Raw genomic sequence first — 21,377 nt, forward strand, 5'->3', positions numbered from 1 at the left:
GCGCCGAAATCGCGGGTCAGAGGACGACGTTGACCAGCCGGCCCGGGACGACGATCACCTTCTTCGGCGTACGCCCATCGAGGAACCCGACGACCTTCTCGTCCGCCAGGGCCGCGGCCTGCACCGTGTCACCATCGGCGTCGGCCGCGACGGTGACGCGTCCCCGCACCTTGCCGTTGACCTGAACCGGGTACTCGACGGTGTCCTGGACCAGGTACTGCTCGTCGGCCACCGGGAACGGTCCGTGGGCCAGCGACGCGTCATGGCCGAGGCGCGACCACAGTTCCTCGGCCAGGTGCGGCGCCAGCGGGGCCACCATCAGCACCAGCGGCTCCAGCGCCGCCCGCGCCGTCACCGACTGCTTCGTCAGATGGTTGGTGTATTCGATCAGCTTGGCCGCCGCCGTGTTGTTGCGCAGCGCTGCGTAGTCCTCGGCCGCGCCGGCGATGGTTCGATGCAGCAGCCGCACCGTCTCGTCGTCCAGCTCATCGTCGGTGGTGAGCGTTGCCCCGGTTTCTTCGTCGACGACCAGCCGCCATACCCGTTGCAGGAACCGGTGCGCGCCGACGACATCCTTGGTGGCCCACGGCCGCGACGCTTCCAGCGGCCCCATCGACATCTCGTAGACGCGCAACGTGTCGGCACCGTAGTTGTCACAGATCTCGTCGGGGGACACCGAGTTCTTCAGGCTCTTGCCGATCTTCCCGAACTCCTGGTTGACCTCGATCTCACCGTCCGCGCCCGGCCAGTAGAACTTGCCGTCACGCTCGACGACCTCGGCGGCCGGCACGTAGGCACCGCGGGCGTCGGTGTAGGCGAACGCCTGGATGTAGCCCTGGTTCACCAGTCGCCGGTAGGGCTCGCGGGAGCTGACGTGGCCCAGGTCGTAGAGCACCTTGTGCCAGAACCGCGAATAGAGCAGATGCAGCACGGCATGCTCGACACCGCCGACATACAGGTCGACACCACCGGGGTCACGGGGGCCGTGCTCGGCCGGTCGGGGCCCCATCCAGTACGCCTCGTTCTCCTTGGCGCACAACTCTTCTTTGTTGTACGGGTCGGTGTACCGCAGCTCATACCAGGAGCTGCCCGCCCACTGCGGCATCACGTTGGTGTCCCGGGTGTAGGGCTTGCAGCCGTCGCCGAGGTCGAGTTCGACGTTCACCCAGTCGGTGGCCTTCGCCAGCGGCGGTGACGGCTCACTGTCGGCGTCCTCGGGGTCGAACAACACCGGCGAGTAGTCGGGGACGTCGGGCAGCTCCACAGGCAGCAGTGACTCCGGCAGCGCGTGAGCGCGGCCGTCGGCGTCGTAGACCACCGGGAACGGTTCCCCCCAGTACCGCTGTCTGGCGAAAAGCCAGTCACGCAACTTGTATTCGACCCGCTCCCGGCCGCGCCCGTCGGCGGTCAGCCGCTCGGTCATCGCATCCTTGGCGGCGGCCACGTCCATCCCGTCGAGGAAACCGGAGTTCACCATGACGCCGTCACCGGTGTAGGCTTCGTGCGAAACATCACCTCCCGCAACGACTTCGATGATCGGCAGACCGAACTCGGTGGCGAAGTCCCAGTCCCGCTGATCACCGCCGGGCACCGCCATGATCGCACCGGTGCCGTAGCCGGCCAGCACGTAGTCGGCGATGAACACCGGGATCTGTTGCCCGTCCGCGGGATTGGTGGCGTACGCGCCCAGGAACACCCCTGTCTTTGCCTTGTTCTCCTGGCGCTCCAGGTCGGATTTGGCCCTGATCGCGCTGCGGTAGGCCGCGACCGCCTCGGCCGGTGTCGCCGCGCCGAAGGTCCACCGCGGGTCCACCTCCGACGGCCACGCCTCGGCGACCAGCCGGTCCACCAGCTCGTGTTCCGGAGCCAGCACCATGTACGTCGCGCCGAACAGCGTGTCCGGTCGGGTGGTGAACACCTCGATATCACTCGCGTTCGGTCCCGAACCTGCGGCGAAGAACACAGTCGCGCCGGTCGAACGGCCGATCCAGTTGCGCTGCATGGTCTTGACCTTCTCCGGCCAGTCCAGCACGTCCAGGTCTTCGAGCAGCCGATCGGAGTAGGTGGTGATTCGCATCATCCACTGCCGCAAGCGTTTCCGGAACACCGGGAAATTGCCGCGCTCGCTGCGACCGTCCGAGGTGACTTCCTCGTTGGCCAGCACCGTGCCCAGACCCGGGCACCAGTTCACCACCGAGTCGGCCAGATAGACCAACCGGTGTCCGTCGACCACATCGGCGCGCTCGCCACTGTCCAGGTCTGACCAGCTGCGTCCGTCACCGACGGATCTGGTGCCGGCGTCGAACTCGGCGATCAGGTCGGCGATGGGGCGGGCTCTACCCGCAGCCGGGTCGAACCACGCGTTGTAGATCTGCAGGAAGATCCACTGGGTCCACTTGTAGTAGTCCACGTCGGTGGTGGAGAAGCTGCGCCGGGAGTCGTGGCCGAGGCCCAGCCTGCCGAGCTGGCGCCGGAAGTTGACGATGTTGGCCTCGGTCCGGGTGCGCGGATGCGTGCCGGTCTGGATCGCGTACTGCTCGGCGGGTAGCCCGAAAGCGTCGAAGCCCAAGGCGTGCAGCACATTACGCCCCGTCATCCGGTAGAAGCGGGCGTACACATCGGTCGCGATGTAGCCCAGCGGGTGGCCGACGTGCAGGCCCTCCCCGGACGGGTACGGGAACATGTCCTGGACGAACATCTTGTCGGCGGGCACCGGGGCGCCGTCTGGGGGCGCCAACGAGCCGACGGGATTGGCCACGTCGAAGGTCCCCGACTGCACCCAACGCTGCTGCCACGCCTGCTCGATCTGGCCTGCCACCTCCGCGGTGTAGCGGTGTTGCGGGATGTCAGCGGCAGCGGCGGGCTGTCCGGACGAGCGCTCGCGCGAGGACTGCGTTCCAGTCGGCGTTTCGGTCACGCCACCAGGGTATAAGCCGCCCGATCTCGGATTTCCCGGCCTCGGCTTGGTCTCGGTTCCGTTGCGGATGCGTCAGGGGTTGGTTCCAGGTCGATCCCGGGCCTGGCAACCACGCGTCCGCCGTGGATACATTCGTCGCCTGACGCGGGAGCGATGTTCCCGGGCGGTTGGGGAGAGGACTCGGAGGAATTCAGTCGATGAGCGAAATCGCCCGCCACTGGCGGGTTCTGGCAGGCGGCATCGCTGCTACCGCAGCCGGTGCGATCGGTGTGCTGGGCGTTGCGGGAACCACGGCGTCGGCCCAGCCGATCGTCCCGCCGCCGCCGCAGCCCGCCCCGGCGACCGTGACGCAGACCGTCACGGTGGCACCCAACGCCACGCCACAAGCCGTCGGCCAGCCCGGTGTGACGACCGCCACCGGCCCCGCCGCGGTCCCCGCCGGCGTCACGGCTGCCGTGCCGGCCGCGCCCGCACCGCCGACGGTGACGATCACCCCGGCCACCTCCGGAACGCTCACCGAGTACTTCGCCGCCAAGGGCATCACCATGGAACCCCAGTCCAGCCAGGACTTCCGTGCGCTGAACATCGTGCTACCGATGCCACGCGGCTGGGCGACCATCCCCGACCCCAACGTGCCCGACGCGTTCGCGGTGATCGCCGACCGGGTCGGCGGCAACGGTCTGTACTCGTCCAACGCGCAGGTGGTCGTCTACAAGTTGATCGGGCAGTTCGATCCGGTAGAGGCCATCAGCCACGGCTTCGTCGACAGCCAGCAGCTACCGGCCTGGCGGTCCACCGACGCGTCGTTCGCCGACTTCGGCGGCATGCCGTCGTCGCTGATCGAAGGCACGTACCGGGACAGCTCCCTGACGCTGAACACGTCGCGGCGCCATGTGATCGCCCCGTCGGGGCCCGACCACTACCTCGTGTCGCTGGCGGTGACCACCAGCGTCGATCAGGTGCTGCCGGCCGCCGACGCCACCGACGCCATCGTCACCGGGTTCAAGGTCAGCGCGCCCACCGCAGCACCGCCGCCGCCAGCACCGGAGGCCGCCCCGGCGGGCGCCGCACCCGGTCAGCCGGCACCCCCAGCTCCCGCAGTCCCGCTGGTGGCCTCGCCACCGCAGCCTCTGGGACTGCAGGGATAAGACGACGTCCCCCGGGCGAAGCCTGGCGCCCGGGGGGCGCCCCAATCCGCAGGACGTATTCTGTGGCCCATGTTGGTGGCCGCGGTCCTGTGTCTGGTTGCGGCCGTCGTGACCGCCGCACAGGGCGTGTGGTCGCTGACCCGCCCGCCGTCGGCCGACTACGTCCGGCAGGTGCTGCGCGCCGTGGCGCCGGTCCAGTTGGCGGCCGCCGTCATGCTCGCCGCCGGCGCGGTCGTCGCGCTGGCGGCAGCGCCGCCGGTGACGACGGTCGTGCTCATCGTGTGTGTCATCGGCGCCGTGGGCACGGTGGCAGCCGGGTGCTGGCAGAGCGCCAAGGCCGTGGTGCGCAAGGAGCAGCGCACCCTGGCGGCCGCGGACGCGTCGAGCTGCGGCGGCGGCGCCTGTGCGACGTGCACGCTGTCCTGCGGGAGCGCTAGTTCCGGCTGATGTCGATCGGGTGCGTGGCCAGCAGGGACAACGGCATCGGCTGGCGCCGCAACACCTTGGACCACAGATCGACGCGAGGCTCGACCAGCACGTCGGCGGGCAACGCGGACAGCACGATCCAGTCGTCGCGTTCGATCTCGCCTTCGAGCTGCCCGATCGTCCACCCGGAGTAACCGGCGAAGATCCGCACTCCCTCGACCATCGGTGCGATCGTGTCCGGTTCGGCGTCGAGGTCGACCATCGCGATGCGGCCCTGCACGTGCCGCAGCCCCGGCATCTCGCCGGGGTCCACCCCGACACGCAACGTCGCCAGGCACAGCGCCGCGTCGCGCTTGACCGGGCCGCCGATGAACATCGTCTTCGGCTTGGTCGACAGCTTGGCCCACTGCGGCAGAACGTTGAACACCGCCGTCTCGCTGGGCCGGTTCAACACCACCCCCAGCGTGCCGCCGTCGTTGTGCTCGACGACGTAGATGACGCTGCGCCGGAACGTGGGCTCCAGCAGGTCGGTGTTGGCCAGTAGCAGTGTGCCGGCACGCACCCGGTGGGCCGCGGGCGCGACTCCCTCTCTGAAGTCCTCCGGATCCTCTGGGTGAGCCACCCGACCATCATGACACCACCGCTGGGCGATGGTGGCGAACAAGCGCCGCCCGCCCCCATATTTGTACTGTGGGCCGGTCCCTAAAAGATCCACCACGGACGCCGCATGTGACCGGCGCTCCCACTCACCCCAGGACGTGAACCCCGTGGCCGACGCCCGTGCACCCGTTGCGTTGTGGCGCACCGTGCGGGCCCTTCCCGAGTTCTGGCGGCTGCTGGAACTGCGTGCGGTCAGCCAGTTCGGTGACGGCCTCTTCCAGGCCGGCCTGGCCGGTGCGATCCTGTTCAACCCCCAGCGGGCCGCGGATCCGTGGGCGATCGCCGCGGCCTTCGCGGTGCTCTTCCTGCCCTACTCGGTGCTCGGGCCGTTCGCCGGCGCGCTGCTGGACCGCTGGGACCGGCGGCGGGTGCTGATCGGCGCCAACAGCGGACGGTTGGTGCTGGTGGTGGGCGTCGCCGCGTTGCTGGCCGCCGGCGTTGCCGACCTGCCAATCCTGTTGGGCGCGTTGATTGTCAACGGATTCACCCGGTTCGTCTCCTCCGGCCTGTCCGCCGCCCTGCCGCACGTGGTGCCCCGCGAGCGGGTGGTGTCGATGAACGCGGTCGCCGCGGCCACCGGGGCCGCGGCTGCGTTCTTCGGTGCCAACGCGATGCTGCTGGCGCGCTGGCTGTTCGGTGCCGACGACTCCGGTGCCGCCACAATCATTTTGAGCGTCACGGTGCCGGTGGCGCTGGCCCTGTGGCTGTCGGTGCGGTTCCCGCCGCGCTCGCTCGGACCCGATGACACGGCGCGCGCCGTGCACGGGTCCGTCGCCTACGCCGTCGCCACCGGGTGGGCGCACGGCGCACACACTGTGCTCGCGGTGCCCACCGTCGCGGCCACCCTCGCGGGGCTGTCGGCGCACCGGATGGTGTTCGGCATCAACACACTGCTGGTGTTGGTCATGGTGCGCCACAGCGACACCGCGGCGGTCGCCGGGCTGGGCACTGCGGTGCTGTTCGTCGCGGCCACCGGCTCGGGGTCGTTCCTGGCCACCGTCATGACGCCCGCGGTGGTCAAGAGGTGGGGCCGCTATACAGCCCCCAATGCGGCGCTGACGTTCGCCGCCGTGGTCCAGCTGTTCGGCGCGACGCTGGCGCTGCCGGTGATGGTCGTCTGCGGGTTCTTCCTGGGGGCCGCCGGCCAGCTGGTCAAGCTGTGCGCCGACGCCGCGATGCAGGTCGACGTCGACGACGCGATGCGGGGACATGTCTTCACGGTTCAGGACGCACTGTTCTGGATGGCGTTCATCACCGCACTTGCCGCCGCGGCCGCGGTCATCCCGCCGGACGGTCACGCCCCCGGGCTCGCGGTCGCCGGCACCGGCATCTACCTCGTGGGCCTGACCGTGCATGCCACGGTCGGCAGGCGATGAGCGCGAAGATCAGACGACCAGTGAGCGTTCGCGTGACGACGGCGCCGATAGGCTGGTCGGCATGGCCGGTGCAGCCCCCGTGGTCGACGATCTGCGCGCTGAGAGCGACGACCTGGACACGTTGGTCGGCGACCTGGAGCCGGCGCGGTGGGGTACCGACACTCCCGCGCCCGGGTGGACCATCGCCCATCAGATCGCGCACCTGCTGTGGACCGATCGGGTCGCGTTGACCGCGGTCACCGACGAGCCCGGCTTCGGGAAGGTGCTCGAGCAGGCGGCCGAGAACCCCACCGGCTTCGTCGACGCCGGCGCCGAGCAGCTCGCGACGCTGCCTCCCGAGCGGCTCCTGGACGAGTGGCGGTCCACCCGCGCCGCGCTGCACGACGCTCTGTTGACCGTGGCCGAGGGCCGCAAGCTGCCCTGGTTCGGGCCGCCGATGAGCGCGGCCTCGATGGCCACCGCCCGGTTGATGGAGACGTGGGCCCACGGCCTCGATGTCGCCGACGCACTGGGCGTGACCCGCCGCCCGACCGCCCGGCTGCGCTCGATCGCCCACATCGGGGTTCGAACCCGCGATTATGCGTACGCGGTGCACGGACTCACCCCGCCGGCTGAACCGTTCCACGTGAAACTGAACGCGCCCGACGGGTCGGTGTGGACCTGGGGGCCGGAGGACGCCGCGCAGCGGGTCAGCGGCTCGGCCGAACACTTCTGCATGCTCGTCACCCAGCGCCGGGCCCGATCGGCGCTGGACATCGTCGCGGTGGGCGCCGACGCCGAGCACTGGCTCACCATCGCGCAGGCGTTCGCCGGACCGCCGGGACCTGGCCGCTAGCCCTCTTCCCAACGGCGACTGCGACGTTTTGTACGTCCGATGCGGCGCGGCGGCGTACCGACACGCGCGCTCGCGCTAGAGGGTGGCGGCGCTGTCTGCCAGGCCGTCGCCGTCGCTGTCCGCGAGCCGGACATCCCAGCGACCGTCGCCGTCGGTGTCCACCCATGCCGTGCCGGCGCCCAACGCCCGGTCCGCCAGGCCGTCGCCGTCGGAGTCAACCAGCTGCTCCCCCGGCGACCCGTCACCGTCGAGATCGACCGGCACCACCGGACCCGCACCCGGATGTTCGGTGCCGTCGAGCCCGAACCAGCGCAATCCGCCACCACGATCGGCGCTGACCGCCCAGGTCCCGGTGCCGTCGTCGGTGAAGAACCCCTCCGGCAGCCCGTCGTCGTCACCGTCGAGCAGCACATGATCGGCCACCGCGTCACCGTCGAGGTCGAACAGCGTGTCGTCGGTGAGCCCGTCACCGTCGACGTCCACACCGTGGACCTGCGGGCCACCGTCGACCGTCCACATGGTGGCCGAACCATCCGGTTCCCCCAGGCAGTACTCCATGTTGATCAGACGCGCGGCGGGCCGTTCTCGTTCCACCACTCGCGCAGTTCCGCGACGGCCTCGTCATGGCTGAGGGGCCCACGGTCGAGCCTGAGCTCCTTGAGATGGCTCCATGCCCGCCCCACCAGCGGGCCCGCCGGAATGTTGAGGATCCGCATGATCTCGTTGCCGTCGAGGTCCGGGCGGACCCGGGCGAGATCCTCCTTGGCGGCGATCTCGTCGATGCGGTGCTCGAGGTCGTCGTAGTTGGCCTGCAACCGTGCCGCTCGGCGCTTGTTGCGGGTGGTGCAGTCGGCGCGGACCAGCTTGTGCAGCCGCGTCAACAGGGGGCCGGCGTCGGTGACGTAGCGGCGCACCGCCGAATCGGTCCACCGGCCATCGCCGTAGCCGTGGAACCGCAGGTGTAGGTAGACCAGCTGTGAGACGTCGTCGACCATCTGTTTGGAGTACTTCAGCGCCCGCATCCGCTTGCGCGTCATTTTCGCCCCGACCACCTCGTGGTGATGGAAGCTCACCCCGCCGTCGGGCTCATGCCTGCGCGTCGCGGGCTTGCCGATGTCGTGCAGCAACGCCGCCCAGCGCAACACCAGGTCCGGCCCGTCGGGACCCTCCAGATCGATCGCCTGGCGCAGCACCGTCAGCGAATGCTGGTAGACGTCCTTGTGCTGGTGGTGCTCGTCGATCGCCATCCGCATCGCCCCCACCTCGGGCAGCACCACCTCACCCAGCCCGGTCTGCACCATCAGGTCCACCCCGGCGACCGGGTCGGCGCCCAGCAGCAGCTTGTCCAACTCGTGGGCCACCCGTTCCGCGGTGATCCGCCCCAGCGCCGGCGCCATCTCCTCGAGTGCGCGGCGCACGCGGGCCGCCACTGTGAAGCCGAGCTGGGAGACGAACCTGGCCGCACGCAGCATGCGCAGCGGATCGTCGCCGAACGACACCTCCGGCGCCGACGGGGTGTCGAGCACCCCGGCGCGCAGCGCAGCCAGGCCGCCGAGCGGGTCGAGGAACTCCGCCGGCCCCGCCGGGGTGATCCGCACCGCCATCGCGTTGACCGTGAAGTCGCGGCGCACCAGGTCCTCGTCGAGGCTGTCCCCGAAGCGCACCTCGGGGTTACGGGAGACCTGGTCGTAGGAGTCGGCCCGGAAGGTGGTCAGTTCCAGCCGGTCGGCACCCTTGCCGACGCCGATCGTGCCGAACTCGATGCCGGTATCCCACAGCGCGTCTGCCCAGCCGCGCAGGAACCGCTGCATCTGCTCGGGGCGTGCGTCGGTGGTCAGATCCAGATCGGTGCCGAGCCGGCCGAGCAGCGCGTCGCGGACGCTGCCGCCGACCAGATACAGCTCGTGTCCGTTGTCGGCGAACAGCCGGCCGAGCGCGCGCAGCACCTCGCCGTGCCGGTTCAGCGACACCTGAGCAGCGGCCAGCAGTTCGGCTGCGTCTTCCTCGGAGGTGGGGTCAGGCACGTCCGAAGACCCTACTGGTCACAGCCGTGTCACCGACCGGCGAGTGTGGCGAGTGCTGCTGTTCATGCCAGCTACTATCGCTTGGGTGTCGGACGGCGAGCAGCCCAAACCCCGACGGCGCCGCGGCCGGCGCCGCGGCCGACGTGCGGCAGGCCCCCCCGAGGCCGCCGATGACCAGTCCAGCACTCACCGGAAACATCCTCCGCCGAACGGCTCCGGCGAGCAGTCCGCTCCGGCACCGAAACCCCAGAGATCGCGACCCCGACGGCCCCCGGAACGGCTGCGCACCGTGCACGAGACGTCGGCGGGAGGCCTGGTCATCGACGGTATCGACGGTCCGAAGGACAGTCAGGTCGCGGCGCTGATCGGCCGTATCGACCGGCGAGGACGGATGTTGTGGTCGCTGCCCAAAGGCCACATCGAGATGGGTGAGACCGCCGAGCAGACCGCCATCCGCGAGGTCGCCGAGGAGACCGGAATCCAGGGCAGCGTGCTCGCGGCGCTGGGCTCCATCGACTACTGGTTCGTCACCGAGGGCCGGCGCGTGCACAAGACCGTGCACCATTACCTGATGCGGTTTCTCGGCGGTGAACTCTCCGATGAGGACATCGAGGTCAGCGAGGTGGCCTGGGTGCCCCTGAGGGAGTTGCCGTCCCGGCTGGCCTACGCCGACGAACGGCGCCTGGCCGCGGTCGCCGACGACCTGATCGACAAGCTGCACACCGACGGGCCCGAAGCCCTGCCGCCACTACCCCGGACCACACCGCGGCGGCGCGGGCAGACCCACTCCCACACGCGTCGACACCGCAACGACCCCACCGCTCAACCACAGCCCGGCCGGCGGACGAACGGCTGCGGACCCGGGCCGTGACCGGCCCGCACGTACGGCTTCTCGTTGCGGTCGTCGCGCTGCTGTTGGCCGTCGCGCCTGGCGCCGCTCCCTACGTCGCCGGTGCCCAACCAGGCTCCACCGAGTTCCTGCAGGTGCAGATCGACAGCGTCACCCCCGACATCGTCACCACCACCAGCGAGCCGTTGGTGACGGTCACCGGCGAAGTCCGCAACGTCGGCGACCGCCCGGTGCGCGACGTCGTGGTCCGGCTCGAACGTGCCGCGGCCACCGCCACCTCGAGCGAACTGCGCACCGACCTCGCCGGCAACGTCGACCAGTACCAGCCGGTCGCCGACTTCATCACTGTGGCACCGGAAATGGCGCGCGGACAGGCTGTTCCGTTCCGGTTGGCCTACCCGATGCGGTCCCCCGACCAGCCGTCGCTGGACATCGAGGCCCCCGGCGTCTACCCCGTGATGATCAACGTCAACGGCACCCCCGACTACGGGGCGCCCGCCCGGCTGGACGACTCACGGTTCCTGTTGCCGGTGCTCGGCGTACCGCCGGTCGGGGGTTCGGATGCCAGCGCCAGCGAGGCCCTCGACTCCGCCGTGCCACCCGACACCACCAGACCCGTCGGGCTGACCATGTTCTGGCCGCTGGCCGACCGTCCCCGACTGGCCGCCGGCGCGCCCGGCGGCACCACCCCGGTCCGGCTGATCGACGACGTCCTCGCGACGTCGCTGGCCCCCGGCGGTCGGCTGGACACCATGCTCTCCGCCGTCGACTTCGCGACCGGCGTGGCGGTCGACTCCGGCGGAGCGCTCACCCGCGCACTGTGTCTGGCCGTCGACCCCGACCTGCTCGTCACCGTCAACGCGATGACCAACGGCTACGTCGTCAACGACGCCGCCGACGCAGGGCCGGGCACCCCCACCCACCAGGGCGCCGGCCAGCAGGCCGCCATCGACTGGCTGGCCCGGCTCAAGACACTGGCCCAGCGCATGTGCGTGGTGCCGACCACCTATGCGCAGGCCGACCTCGACGCGCTGCGCCGCGTCGCCGACCCCGGCCTGTCCGCGATCGCCACCAACGCCGGCGACATCGTCGACCAGATCCTCGGCATCACCACCATCCGGGGCGTCAGCCTGGTCGGGGACGGACCGTTGACCGGGCCCGCCGTCCAGTTGCTGTCCGACCAGGGACCGACCGTCGCGATCGGCGCCGCCGCCCTCACCGGGCCGGGCGATTCCGGCGGCGTCGCACCCGAGTCGGCCGACACCGCGCCGGTGCGCTACACCCCCAACGTCGTCGCGGCGCCCTTCGACCCGGCGGTCGGCGCCGCACTGGCCGGCGCGGGCACCACCCCCGAGTCGCCGTCGTATCTGGAGCCGTCCCTCGACCTGGCGCTCAAACAGGACTCCGAGGTCGCCCGGCGCCAGGACGCGCTGGGGGCGCTGCTGTGGCGGAGCCTGAACCCCGACATCGAGCCGCGCACCGAGATCCTGATGCCGCCGCTGATGTGGAACCTGACACCGCAGGATGCCCAGTCGATGCTGACCACGGTGGCCACCGGCATCCGGGCCGGGCTCGCCGAGCCCCGGCCGCTGCCCGCGGTGCTCGACGAGGCTCGCGCGACGGCCCGCTCCGAGCCGATGCCGGCGGGACCGCTGGGCAATCCGCGGGGACGGTTCGACGACGGCGTGGTGTCGGGCATCGCCGCGGTGACCGGCCGGCTCTGGGGTCTGACCGCCGCGTTGACCACCGACGAGCGCACCGGGCTGACCGGGCGTCAGTACACGGCCCCGCTGCGCGAGGATCTGCTTCGTGCACTGAGCCTTTCGGTGCCGCCCGACGCCCGCAACGGCCTGGCCCAACAGCGGCTCACGACGGTGGGGCGCACGGTGGAGAATCTGTTCAACGCAGTCTCGATCGTCAACCCGGGTGGGTCCTACACGCTGGCGACCGAACGCAGTCCGTTACCGCTGGCGTTGCGCAACGACCTGCCGGTGCCGATCCGGGTGCAGCTCGACATCGACGCGCCCCCCGGCATGACCGTCACCGACATGGGTGAGATCGTGCTGCCGCCCGGCTACCTGCCGCTCAAGGTGCCGATCGAGGTGCACTTCACCCAGCGGGTCGCTGTCGACGTCACGCTGCGCACCGCCGACGGTCTGCCGCTGGGCGAACCGGTGCGGCTGTCGGTGCACTCCAACGCGTACGGCAAGGTGCTGTTCGTCATCACGCTGTCCGCCGGCGCGGTGCTGATCCTGCTCGCGGGCCGACGGTTGTGGCACCGGTTCCGCGGCCAACCCGACCGTGCTGATCTGGACCGCCCCGACCCGATCGAGGTGGCGATGTCCTACCGCGACGACGAGGGCGCCGGCGACACGACGCAGGAACGGCGCACCGATCCGGTGACCCGGCGGTGGAAATGACCGGCCCCAGCCGGCGGGGCGGCCCCGCACCCCCGGTGCCACCCCGGCCGGTGCCGAAGCAACCCACCCCCCGCGCCGAACTCTCGGACTCGGCGGTCGTGTCCCGCTCATGGGGAATGGCGGTGGCCACGCTGGTGAGTCGGCTCACCGGTTTCGCCCGGATCGTGCTGCTCGCGACCATCCTCGGCGCGGCGCTGTCCAGCGCGTTCACCGTGGCCAATCAGTTGCCCAACATGATCGCCGCGCTGGTGCTCGAGGCGACGTTCACGGCGATCTTCGTGCCGGTCCTGTCCCGCGCCGAACGTGACGACCCCGACGGCGGCAGCGCGTTCATCCGTCGGCTGCTCACCTTGGTCGTCACGTTGCTACTGGTGGTCACCATCGTCTCCACGCTCGCCGCGCCGCAGCTGGTCGACCTGATGCTGGGCTCCGATCCGATGGTCAACCGATCGCTGACCGTCGCGTTCGCCTTCCTGCTGCTGCCGCAGATCATCTTCTACGGCCTGTCATCGGTCTTCATGGCAATTCTGAACACCCGCAACATCTTCGGGCCTCCGGCGTGGGCCCCGGTGGTGAACAACGTCATCGCGATCCTGACCCTCGGGCTCTACGTCCTGGTGCCGGGGGAGCTCTCTGTCGACCCCGTCGAGATGGGCAACGCCAAGCTGCTGGTGCTCGGCATCGGCACCACACTCGGCGTGATCGCCCAGGCCACAGTGCTATTCGTCGCGATCCGGGCCGAGCGGGTGAGCCTGCGCCCGCTGTGGGGTATCGACGATCGCCTCAAGAAGTTCGGCATGATGGCGCTGGCGATGGTGCTCTACGTCGTGGTCAGCCAGATCGGCTTCATCGTCGGCAACCAGATCGCCAGCGGCGCAGCCGCATCCGGTCCCGCCATCTACAACTACACCTGGCTGGTGCTGCAGCTGCCGTTCGGCGTCATCGGTGTCACGGTCCTGACCGTCGTGATGCCGCGGCTGTCCCGCAACGCCGCCGCCGACGACGGTCCCGCCGTGTTGGCCGACCTGTCCCTGGCCACCCGGCTGACGATGGTGACGCTGATCCCGATCGTGGCGGTGATGACGGTCGGCGGCCCGGCGATCGGCACCGCGCTGTTCGCCTACGGCAACTTCGGTGAGGTCGACGCCGGCTACCTCGGCATGGCGATCACGCTGTCGGCGTTCACCCTCGTCCCCTACGCCCTGGTGTTGCTGCAGCTGCGGGTGTTCTACGCGCGTCAGGAACCCTGGACACCGATCGTCCTGATCGTGGTCATCACCACGGTCAAGGTCGCCGCATCGCTGGCGGCCCCCCACCTCGCCGACGACCCGGACCTCGTCGCCGGCTATCTGGGAATGGCCAACGGGCTGGGCTTCCTGGCCGGTGCGATCGTCGGCTACCTGCTGCTGCGCGCCCGCCTGGACCCGCCCGGCGGACGGCTGATCGGATTGGACGTGGTCCGCACCATCCTGGTGACCATCGCAGCGTCGCTGGCCGCCGGCCTGACCGCCCACGTCATCGACCAACTCCTCGGGCTCGAAGAGTTGACCAGCCATTGGGGCGGCGCCGGCTCCCTGCTGCGGCTGGCCGCCCTCGGCCTGGTGATGGTGCCGATCATCGTCGCCGTGCTGCTGGCCGCCGGCGTGCCCGAGGCGAAGGCTGGCGTCGCCGCCGTGCAACGGCGCCTGCGACGCCGCCAGGCGGCAGCCGCGTCGCCACCGAAGCCCTCCGACCGGCCACGTCCCACCCCAGGCCTCACGTACCCTGATCGCAGGGATTCGTCCTCGACACGCCAGCGGCAGCCTTCCACACCGGTGCGGCGGGGGCCTTCGGCCGAGGTTGCCGACGATTGGAGGGGGAAAGGACTCGCGGTGAGCGACAAATCCACTGGCGGTTCTCCCCGGGATTCTGAGTCCGCGGCCACCACCCGATTCGAACGAAGCTCAGGATCCGATTCGACGGCTCGGCCGTCGGGATCCGATTCGACGGCTCGGCCGTCGGGATCCGATTCGACGGCTCGGCCGTCAGGATCCGATTCGACGGCTCGGCCGTCGGCCGACGACTTCCACCCCGACGTCCCCGACGCCCCCTCCCACGCGGCGCCGTCCGAGCAGGTCACCACCCAGACGCCGCGGCCAGCCCGCCCGGAATCGGCGCGGCCGCCCAAGCCTGATTCGGCGGCTCGGCCGCCGTCCGAATACGGGGGCGACCCGTCCCGCGAACCGCTGGCATTCGATCCGCCCCGAGAGCCGGCTCTCGAGACGGCGGTCGCCGCCGAAGACGCCCACCTGATCCCCGGAGCGATGATCGCCAACGGCCGCTACCGGCTCCTGGTGTTCCACGGCGGCCCGCCCCACCTGCAGTTCTGGCAGGCGCTCGACACCGCGCTGGACCGGCAGGTGGCCCTGACCTTCGTCGCCCCGGACGGCGAACTGCCCGAGCGACAGGTGAAGGAGATCCTGGACCGGACCCAACGGCTCAGCCGCCTCGACATGCCCGGCGTCGCACGGGTGCACGACGTCGTGACCAGAGGCTCCGGCGGACTGGTGGTCTCCGAATGGATCCGCGGCGGCTCCCTCGCCGAGGTCGCCGACACCACGCCCTCACCGATCGGCGGAGCCCGCGCCATCCAGTCCCTGGCGGCGGCGGCGGAGGCCGCCCACCGAAGCGGGGTGGCGCTGTCGGTGGACCACCCCAGCCGGATCCGGGTCAGCATCGAAGGTGACGTGGCGCTCGCATTCCCCGCGACGCTGCCTGATGCCACACCCGACGACGACATCCGCGGGATCGGAGCGGCACTCTATGCGCTGCTGGTCGATCGATGGCCGCTGCCTGAATCCGGTGAACCCAGCGGCCTCTCGCCTGCCGACCTGGACGCCGCGGGCCAACCCGTCGAACCCAGATCCGTCGACCGCGACATCCCGTTCCAGATCTCGGCCGCCGCATCGCACGCCGTCCAGGAGGGCGGCGGTATCCGCAGCGCGCCCACCTTACTGAACCTGTTGCAACAGGCGACGGCCATCGCCGACCGCACCGATCACCTCGCGCCGGTCGAGGATGCCGCGCCCGACACCCGCAACGGCGGCTGGCTCGGTCCAGCCGCCGACCCCGAGGCCGAAGCGCGCCGGCGCAAAGGGCTCATCGTCGGGCTGACCGTCGCGGCCGTGGTCGTCGTCGTCGCGGTGGTTCTGCTCGCGACGGTGCTGGGCCGGATCTTCGGCGACGTCGGCAGCGGCCTCGGCGGCGACGAACTCGGGCTGAACGCGCCGTCCTCCTCGGAGGAAGCCGATGCCGGCACCACCACCGACGGCTCGGTCATCGAACCTGTTCGCGCGACGGTCTTCTCACCCGAAGGTGAGGCCGATGCGCCGGAGCTGGCCGGCCTGGCCATCGACGGCAACCCCACCACCGTCTGGCCCACCGACACGTACTCCGACGCGGTGCCGTTCCCCAACTTCAAGAACGGGGTCGGGTTGATGCTGCAGTTGCCAGAACCCGTCACCCTCGCGTCCGTCACGATCAACCTCAACAGCACCGGTACCGCGGTCCAGATCCGGTCGTCGTCGACCGCGACGCCGTCGACGTTGGCCGATACCACCGCGCTCACCCAACCCACCACACTGCGGTCGGGTTCCAACACCATCGAGATCGACGACGCGTCACCGACGTCGAACGTCCTGGTATGGATCTCCACACTGGGCACCGTCGGCGGGGAGAGCCGGTCCGACATCTCCGAGATCACCCTCGAAGCCGCGTCCTGAGGCGGGCATCCCCAGCCGGGGCCCGACGTTGTCGCACGTCCGGCCGCCCACCCAAAACTGGTGTCCGACACCCCCCGCGACCCCGTTTAGTGTTCGCCTGTGGGGATTCTCGGGGGAGTTCGAGGGCACAGCGAACGGCGACGCACCGATGCCGAGCTGATCGCCGCGCACGTCGCCGGTGACCGCTACGCATTCGAGGAGTTGTTCTACCGCCACCACCGCCAGCTCTACCGGCTGGCTGTGCTCACCAGCCGTGACCCCGACGATGCCGCCGACGCCCTGCAGGATGCGCTGCTGGCCGCGCACCGCACCGCACGGACCTTCCGCAACGACTCGGCGGTGAGCAGCTGGCTGTACCGCATCGTCGTCAATGCCTGCCTGGACCGGTTGCGCCGCAACAAAACCCACGCCTGTGACGAGCTGGACGACCAGCTGTGCCGGGCCCCGGATCCGACGGGTCGGGTGGACACCGCGATCGTGGTGGAGCGCGCCCTGATGCGACTTCCCGTCGCGCAGCGGGCAGCCGTCGTCGCCGTCGACATGCAGGGATACTCGGTCGCCGAGGCCGCGCGCATGCTCGGGGTCGCCGAGGGGACCGTGAAAAGCCGATGCTCACGCGCGCGCACCCGGCTCGCGCAGTCGCTGGAGTTCTTCGCGGCCGGAGCCGCCACCGTCGAGTGAGCCGGTCCGATAACCTCGAACGATCTCAAGGGTAACGACCGGCCGGGGGCAGCGATGGACAGCGACGCGGGCCCACGGCCTGACTCCAGTCCCGACCCTGATCCGTTGCAGCTGACACCCGCACTCCTCGCCGATCTGCAGGCAGGCCTGCTCGACGACGCCACCGCCGCGCGGGTGCGCAGTCGGGCCCGCACCGATCCGGAGGCGGGGCGAGTGCTGGCCGGACTCGACGCCGTGCGCCGCGAGCTGGCCCACCTGGGTACCGACGAACACTCCGCACCGGCAGTCCCTGCGTCCGTCACCGCCAAGGTGGGCGCCGCGCTGCGCGCCGCCCCACGGCCGGACACCGCCATCGGCCGGCACACCCCGGCCCGGCCCCGGCTCACCGGGGTGCAACGGGCCGGCCTCGCCGCCGGAATCTGCGCCGCAGCCGCCGCGGTTGTCCTCGGCGTTGTCCTGTTGGCCCGTGACCCCGGACCCGCGTTCCCGGCGGGACCCACCGCGGCCCAGATCACCGCGGAATCGCCGGTCGGCGGCTTCCCGGTGCCTGACGGCCAGCTGCGCGCCGCACTGTCACAGCCGCAGGAGCTGGGGCCGCTGGCCGACCCGCAGCGCCTCTCCTCCTGCCTGACCGGCCTCGGCTACTCCCCCAGACCGCCGGTGCTCGGGGGGCGTCCGGTCGACGTCGACGGCCGTCCCGCGGTGCTGCTGCTGGTCCCCGGCAATACCCCGGAGCAGATCAGCGCCGTAGTGGTGGCTCCGACGTGCAGTGCCGCGCACACCGGGCTGGTCGCCGAGACGGTGCTGACGCAGCGGTGAGGTCGTCGGGTGGGAACAGCGCGGCTTACCCTGGTGTTCTAACAACGCGGTCGTATGAATGCTTGCCGCAGGCAGAAAGGCTCCCATGACCTCCTCCACCGTCCATGACGTCATCGTCATCGGTTCCGGACCGGCCGGTTACACGGCGGCCGTGTACGCGGCCCGGGCCCAGCTCAAGCCGCTGGTGTTCGAGGGCACCCAGTTCGGCGGTGCGCTGATGACCACGACCGAGGTCGAGAACTACCCGGGATTCCGCGACGGCATCACCGGACCGGAGTTGATGGACCAGATGCGTGAGCAGGCGCTGCGTTTCGGCGCCGACCTGCGCATGGAGGACGTCGACTCCGTCGACCTGGCCGGCCCGGTCAAGACCGTCACCGTCGGTGACGAGACGTATCAGGCCCGCGCGGTCATCCTGGCGATGGGCGCAGCGGCCCGCCACCTGGGCGTGCCCGGCGAGGACGCCCTGCTCGGCATGGGCGTGAGCACCTGCGCGACCTGCGACGGCTTCTTCTTCCGGGACCAGGACATCGCCGTGGTCGGCGGTGGCGATTCGGCGATGGAGGAAGCCACGTTCCTGACCCGGTTCGCCCGCAGCGTGACGCTGATCCACCGGCGTGATGAGTTCCGTGCGTCGCGGATCATGCTGGAACGGGCGCAGGCCAACGAGAAGATCCGGTTCCTGACCAACACCGACGTGACCGCCATCGAGGGCGACCCCAAGGTGACCGGGATCCGGCTGCGCAACGCCGTGACCGGTGAGGAGTCCGAACTGGCTGTGACGGGTGTCTTCGTCGCGATCGGCCACGACCCCCGCTCTGAGCTGGTGCGCGGTCAGGTGGAACTGGACGCTGCGGGTTATGTGCAGGTGCAGGGCCGCACCACCTCCACATCGATCGAGGGAGTGTTCGCCGCCGGCGACCTGGTGGACCACACCTACCGGCAGGCCATCACAGCGGCGGGCAGCGGCTGTGCGGCGTCCATCGACGCCGAACGCTGGCTCGCCGAAACCTCTTCCCTGTCAACGGATGACAACCTGATTGGAGCACAACAATGAGCGCTGCGGGTTCGCCTGGATCGGCCGGGGCGGCTGGATCTTCTGGATCGCCTGGATCTTCAACGGTGGCGGTGACCGACGATTCGTTCTCCCAGGATGTGCTGTCGAGCAGCACGCCGGTTCTGGTCGACTTCTGGGCGACCTGGTGCGGCCCGTGCAAGATGGTCGCGCCGGTCCTCGAGGAGATCGCCGCCGAGAAGGCCGGCGCACTGACCGTCGCCAAGCTGGATGTCGATGCGAATCCGGCAACCGCCCGCGACTTCCAGGTGGTGTCGATCCCGACGATGATCCTGTTCAAAGACGGTGAACCGGTCAAGCGGATCGTCGGCGCCAAAGGAAAGGCAGCGCTGCTGCGCGAGCTCTCAGAAATTGTCTGACGTGCTCTGACATCGCATTTCAACGACTCCACACCAGCCTGGGGTTTTCCGGATTCCCCCGTCGATCTGAGACAATGCTGGTTATGTCGAGTCTGCGTCGCGGTGACCGCGGGGGTGCGGTCACCGAAATCCGGGCGGCTCTTGCCGCGCTGGGCATGATCGACGATCCCGATGAACAGCTGACGACCGGCAAGCATGTGGCGGTGGACATGTTCGACGGTGAACTCGACCACGCCGTCCGAGCTTTCCAGCAGCACCGCGGGCTGTTGGTGGATGGGATCGTCGGCGAAGCGACGTACCGCGCCCTCAAAGAAGCCTCGTACCGGCTCGGTGCGCGCACGCTCAACCACCAGTTCGGGGCGCCGATGTACGGCGACGACGTCGCCACACTTCAAGCGCGACTTCAGGATCTGGGGTTTTACACCAACCTGGTCGACGGCTACTTCGGGCTGCAGACACACAACGCGCTGACCTCCTACCAACGCGAGTACGGATTGTATCCGGACGGGATCTGTGGCCCGGAAACGTTGCGCTCCTTGTATTTTCTCGGTTCCCGGGTCACCGGTGGATCACCGCACGCGATCCGCGAGGAGGAGTTGGTCCGCAGCTCCGGCCCGCTGCTGTCCGGAAAGCGGATCATCATCGATCCGGGCCGCGGTGGGGATGACCACGGCCTGATCATGAACGGGCCCGCCGGGCCGATCAGCGAAGCAGACCTTTTGTGGGACTTGGCAAGCCGGCTCGAAGGCCGGATGACTGCGATCGGCATGGAGACGTTCCTGTCCCGCGCCGCTGTGCGGGCACCTTCGGATGCGGAGCGGGCCGCCACCGCCAACTCGGTGGGCGCCGACCTGATGATCAGCCTGCGTTGCGCCACCCAGACCAGCCCGTCCGCCAATGGCGTGGCCTCGTTCCATTTCGGGAACTCACATGGTTCGGTGTCCACCATCGGACGCAACTTGGCGGATTTCATCCAACGAGAAGTAGTGGCGCGTACCGGTTTACGCGATTGCCGTGTGCACGGCAGGACGTGGGATCTACTGCGGTTGACCCGGATGCCCACCGTTCAGGTCGACGTCGGCTATGTCACCAACCCCGGCGATCGCCGCACCCTGGTGTCGCCCGAGTCGCGTGACTCGATCGCCGAAGGCATCCTCGCTGCGGTCAAACGGCTGTACCTACTCGGCAAAAATGACCGTCCCACAGGGACTTTCACCTTCGCCGAACTGCTCGCCCACGAGCTGTCCGTCGACCGGGCCCGTCAGGGTTAACTGCAGGGGTTCGAACCCGCTCCGACCGGCTGCTGTAGTTGGGCGCTCTGCAGCAGCCGTTCCAGCGCCGCCTCCACATCGGCTTTCCAGCCGAGACCCTGCTCGAGTTCCAGCCGCAGCCGCGGGAAGTAGGTGTGGTGTGACACCACCTCGAAGCCGACGTCGAGCAGCAGGTCGGCATCGAGCACGCACTGCTCGACCGAACAATCGCCCAGGGCTTCCAGTACCGGCGCGGTATCAGCCGGTACCCTCGCCGGATCGGAGAGTTCGCTGACCTCGGCGGTGCGGCCGAACGCCTCCAAGGCCCGCACCCCGCGACGAACCAGATCGCCGACCACCGCAGCGATCAACGTCCTGGCCATATCCTGACCACCCGGACCCGGTTCGACACCGAGGGTCGTCAACAGAACCGCGTCCGCGCTGACCGGGCCGGTCGGGAATCGTCCCGCCCGCGGCACACTGCGCGGTGGCGCGTAGAACACGTACCCGAGGCACGGGTCATCGGTCGACTCCGGCGCCGACTCGGCGAACTCCCCTGCGTCCCGGGAGTCGACGGCCAACTGTCCGCAGGAGCCCCACTCGAGCATGACCATCGATAGCCACGCTTCCTTCTCGAATTCCGGGTCGGAGAGACGGTCCTCGGTTCCCACCGTGGGCGGGTCCACCTCCCAGTACACGCAGCGCCGGGCATGCTTGGGTAGCTGCTCGAACGCTTCGAGTCGAAGAGGCGTGATACGTGCGGCCACTACACTCCC

General features: G+C 69.8%; 17 protein-coding genes. 12 read left to right on the top strand and 5 right to left on the bottom strand.

From position 1 onward, the window contains the following. Positions 1-16 precede the first annotated feature (16 nt). The gene (gene leuS, locus BEMPMBAN_RS11440) at positions 17-2,917 is read right to left on the bottom strand and encodes a leucine--tRNA ligase (protein ID WP_200845946.1); all 2,901 of its coding nucleotides are present in this window, start codon (positions 2,915-2,917) and stop codon (positions 17-19) included. A gap of 197 nt (positions 2,918-3,114) precedes the next feature. On the opposite strand from leuS, the gene BEMPMBAN_RS11445 reads away from it, so the two are divergent. Both BEMPMBAN_RS11445 and BEMPMBAN_RS11450 read left to right on the top strand, forming a co-directional pair. Next, positions 3,115-4,065, top strand: coding sequence for an LpqN/LpqT family lipoprotein (locus tag BEMPMBAN_RS11445; RefSeq protein WP_159230502.1), 951 nt, complete (start codon positions 3,115-3,117; stop codon positions 4,063-4,065). 69 nt (positions 4,066-4,134) lie between these two features. After that, positions 4,135-4,512 (top strand): hypothetical protein, encoded by a 378-nt coding sequence (locus BEMPMBAN_RS11450; RefSeq protein WP_159230503.1) that lies wholly within the window; start codon positions 4,135-4,137, stop codon positions 4,510-4,512. Here BEMPMBAN_RS11450 and BEMPMBAN_RS11455 read toward each other — a convergent pair. Further along, positions 4,499-5,113 (bottom strand): YqgE/AlgH family protein, encoded by a 615-nt coding sequence (locus BEMPMBAN_RS11455; protein ID WP_159230504.1) that lies wholly within the window; start codon positions 5,111-5,113, stop codon positions 4,499-4,501. The two genes, BEMPMBAN_RS11450 and BEMPMBAN_RS11455, sit on opposite strands and share 14 nt — an antisense overlap. Positions 5,114-5,258: 145 nt before the next feature. Between BEMPMBAN_RS11455 and BEMPMBAN_RS11460 the strand changes: the two genes are divergently transcribed. After that, a complete protein-coding gene (locus BEMPMBAN_RS11460) occupies positions 5,259-6,527 on the top strand; it encodes an MFS transporter (RefSeq protein ID WP_159230505.1) in 1,269 nt (422 codons plus the stop codon). A 61-nt stretch (positions 6,528-6,588) separates the two neighbouring features. Continuing rightward, positions 6,589-7,362 carry a TIGR03084 family metal-binding protein gene (locus tag BEMPMBAN_RS11465; RefSeq protein ID WP_159230506.1) on the top strand — a complete coding sequence of 258 codons (774 nt, stop codon included), beginning with the start codon at positions 6,589-6,591 and terminating at the stop codon, positions 7,360-7,362. A 75-nt stretch (positions 7,363-7,437) separates the two neighbouring features. On the opposite strand, the gene BEMPMBAN_RS11470 is transcribed toward BEMPMBAN_RS11465, so the two are convergent. Both BEMPMBAN_RS11470 and BEMPMBAN_RS11475 read right to left on the bottom strand, forming a co-directional pair. Next, positions 7,438-7,920, bottom strand: a complete 483-nt coding sequence (locus BEMPMBAN_RS11470) for a pullulanase (RefSeq protein WP_159230550.1) — start codon at positions 7,918-7,920, stop codon at positions 7,438-7,440. 5 nt (positions 7,921-7,925) lie between these two features. After that, on the bottom strand, positions 7,926-9,386 hold the full coding sequence (locus tag BEMPMBAN_RS11475) for a CCA tRNA nucleotidyltransferase (RefSeq protein WP_159230507.1): 1,461 nt from the start codon (positions 9,384-9,386) through the stop codon (positions 7,926-7,928). 85 nt (positions 9,387-9,471) lie between these two features. Between BEMPMBAN_RS11475 and BEMPMBAN_RS11480 the strand changes: the two genes are divergently transcribed. The 8 genes from BEMPMBAN_RS11480 (at position 9,472) to BEMPMBAN_RS11515 (ending at position 20,622) form a co-directional block, all read left to right on the top strand. Beyond that, complete coding sequence (locus BEMPMBAN_RS11480) at positions 9,472-10,257, top strand: NUDIX hydrolase (protein WP_200845947.1); 786 nt, start codon at positions 9,472-9,474, stop codon at positions 10,255-10,257. Then, on the top strand, positions 10,254-12,656 hold the full coding sequence (locus tag BEMPMBAN_RS11485; protein ID WP_159230509.1) for a DUF6049 family protein: 2,403 nt from the start codon (positions 10,254-10,256) through the stop codon (positions 12,654-12,656). Before BEMPMBAN_RS11480 ends, BEMPMBAN_RS11485 begins: the two co-directional genes overlap by 4 nt. Next, entirely contained in the window at positions 12,653-16,417 is a 3,765-nt protein-coding gene (gene murJ / locus BEMPMBAN_RS11490; RefSeq protein WP_159230510.1) for a murein biosynthesis integral membrane protein MurJ, read from the top strand. Before BEMPMBAN_RS11485 ends, murJ begins: the two co-directional genes overlap by 4 nt. Before the next feature lie 99 nt (positions 16,418-16,516). Beyond that, entirely contained in the window at positions 16,517-17,098 is a 582-nt protein-coding gene (sigM, locus tag BEMPMBAN_RS11495; protein ID WP_159230511.1) for an RNA polymerase sigma factor SigM, read from the top strand. Between the two features lie 54 nt (positions 17,099-17,152). After that, entirely contained in the window at positions 17,153-17,917 is a 765-nt protein-coding gene (locus BEMPMBAN_RS11500) for an RsmA family anti-sigma factor (protein ID WP_159230512.1), read from the top strand. An 85-nt stretch (positions 17,918-18,002) separates the two neighbouring features. Further along, entirely contained in the window at positions 18,003-18,974 is a 972-nt protein-coding gene (gene trxB, locus BEMPMBAN_RS11505; protein WP_159230513.1) for a thioredoxin-disulfide reductase, read from the top strand. Then, positions 18,971-19,351, top strand: a complete 381-nt coding sequence (gene trxA, locus BEMPMBAN_RS11510; protein WP_159230514.1) for a thioredoxin — start codon at positions 18,971-18,973, stop codon at positions 19,349-19,351. Before trxB ends, trxA begins: the two co-directional genes overlap by 4 nt. An 83-nt stretch (positions 19,352-19,434) precedes the next feature. Then, entirely contained in the window at positions 19,435-20,622 is a 1,188-nt protein-coding gene (locus BEMPMBAN_RS11515) for an N-acetylmuramoyl-L-alanine amidase (protein WP_159230515.1), read from the top strand. Here the strand turns inward: BEMPMBAN_RS11515 and BEMPMBAN_RS11520 are convergent. Continuing rightward, positions 20,619-21,368 carry an acetyltransferase gene (locus BEMPMBAN_RS11520; protein ID WP_159230516.1) on the bottom strand — a complete coding sequence of 250 codons (750 nt, stop codon included), beginning with the start codon at positions 21,366-21,368 and terminating at the stop codon, positions 20,619-20,621. The genes BEMPMBAN_RS11515 and BEMPMBAN_RS11520 overlap by 4 nt on opposite strands. Positions 21,369-21,377 lie beyond the last annotated feature (9 nt).

The organism is Mycolicibacterium austroafricanum (assembly GCF_902705885.1).
GTDB lineage: Bacteria > Actinomycetota > Actinomycetes > Mycobacteriales > Mycobacteriaceae > Mycobacterium > Mycobacterium vanbaalenii_A.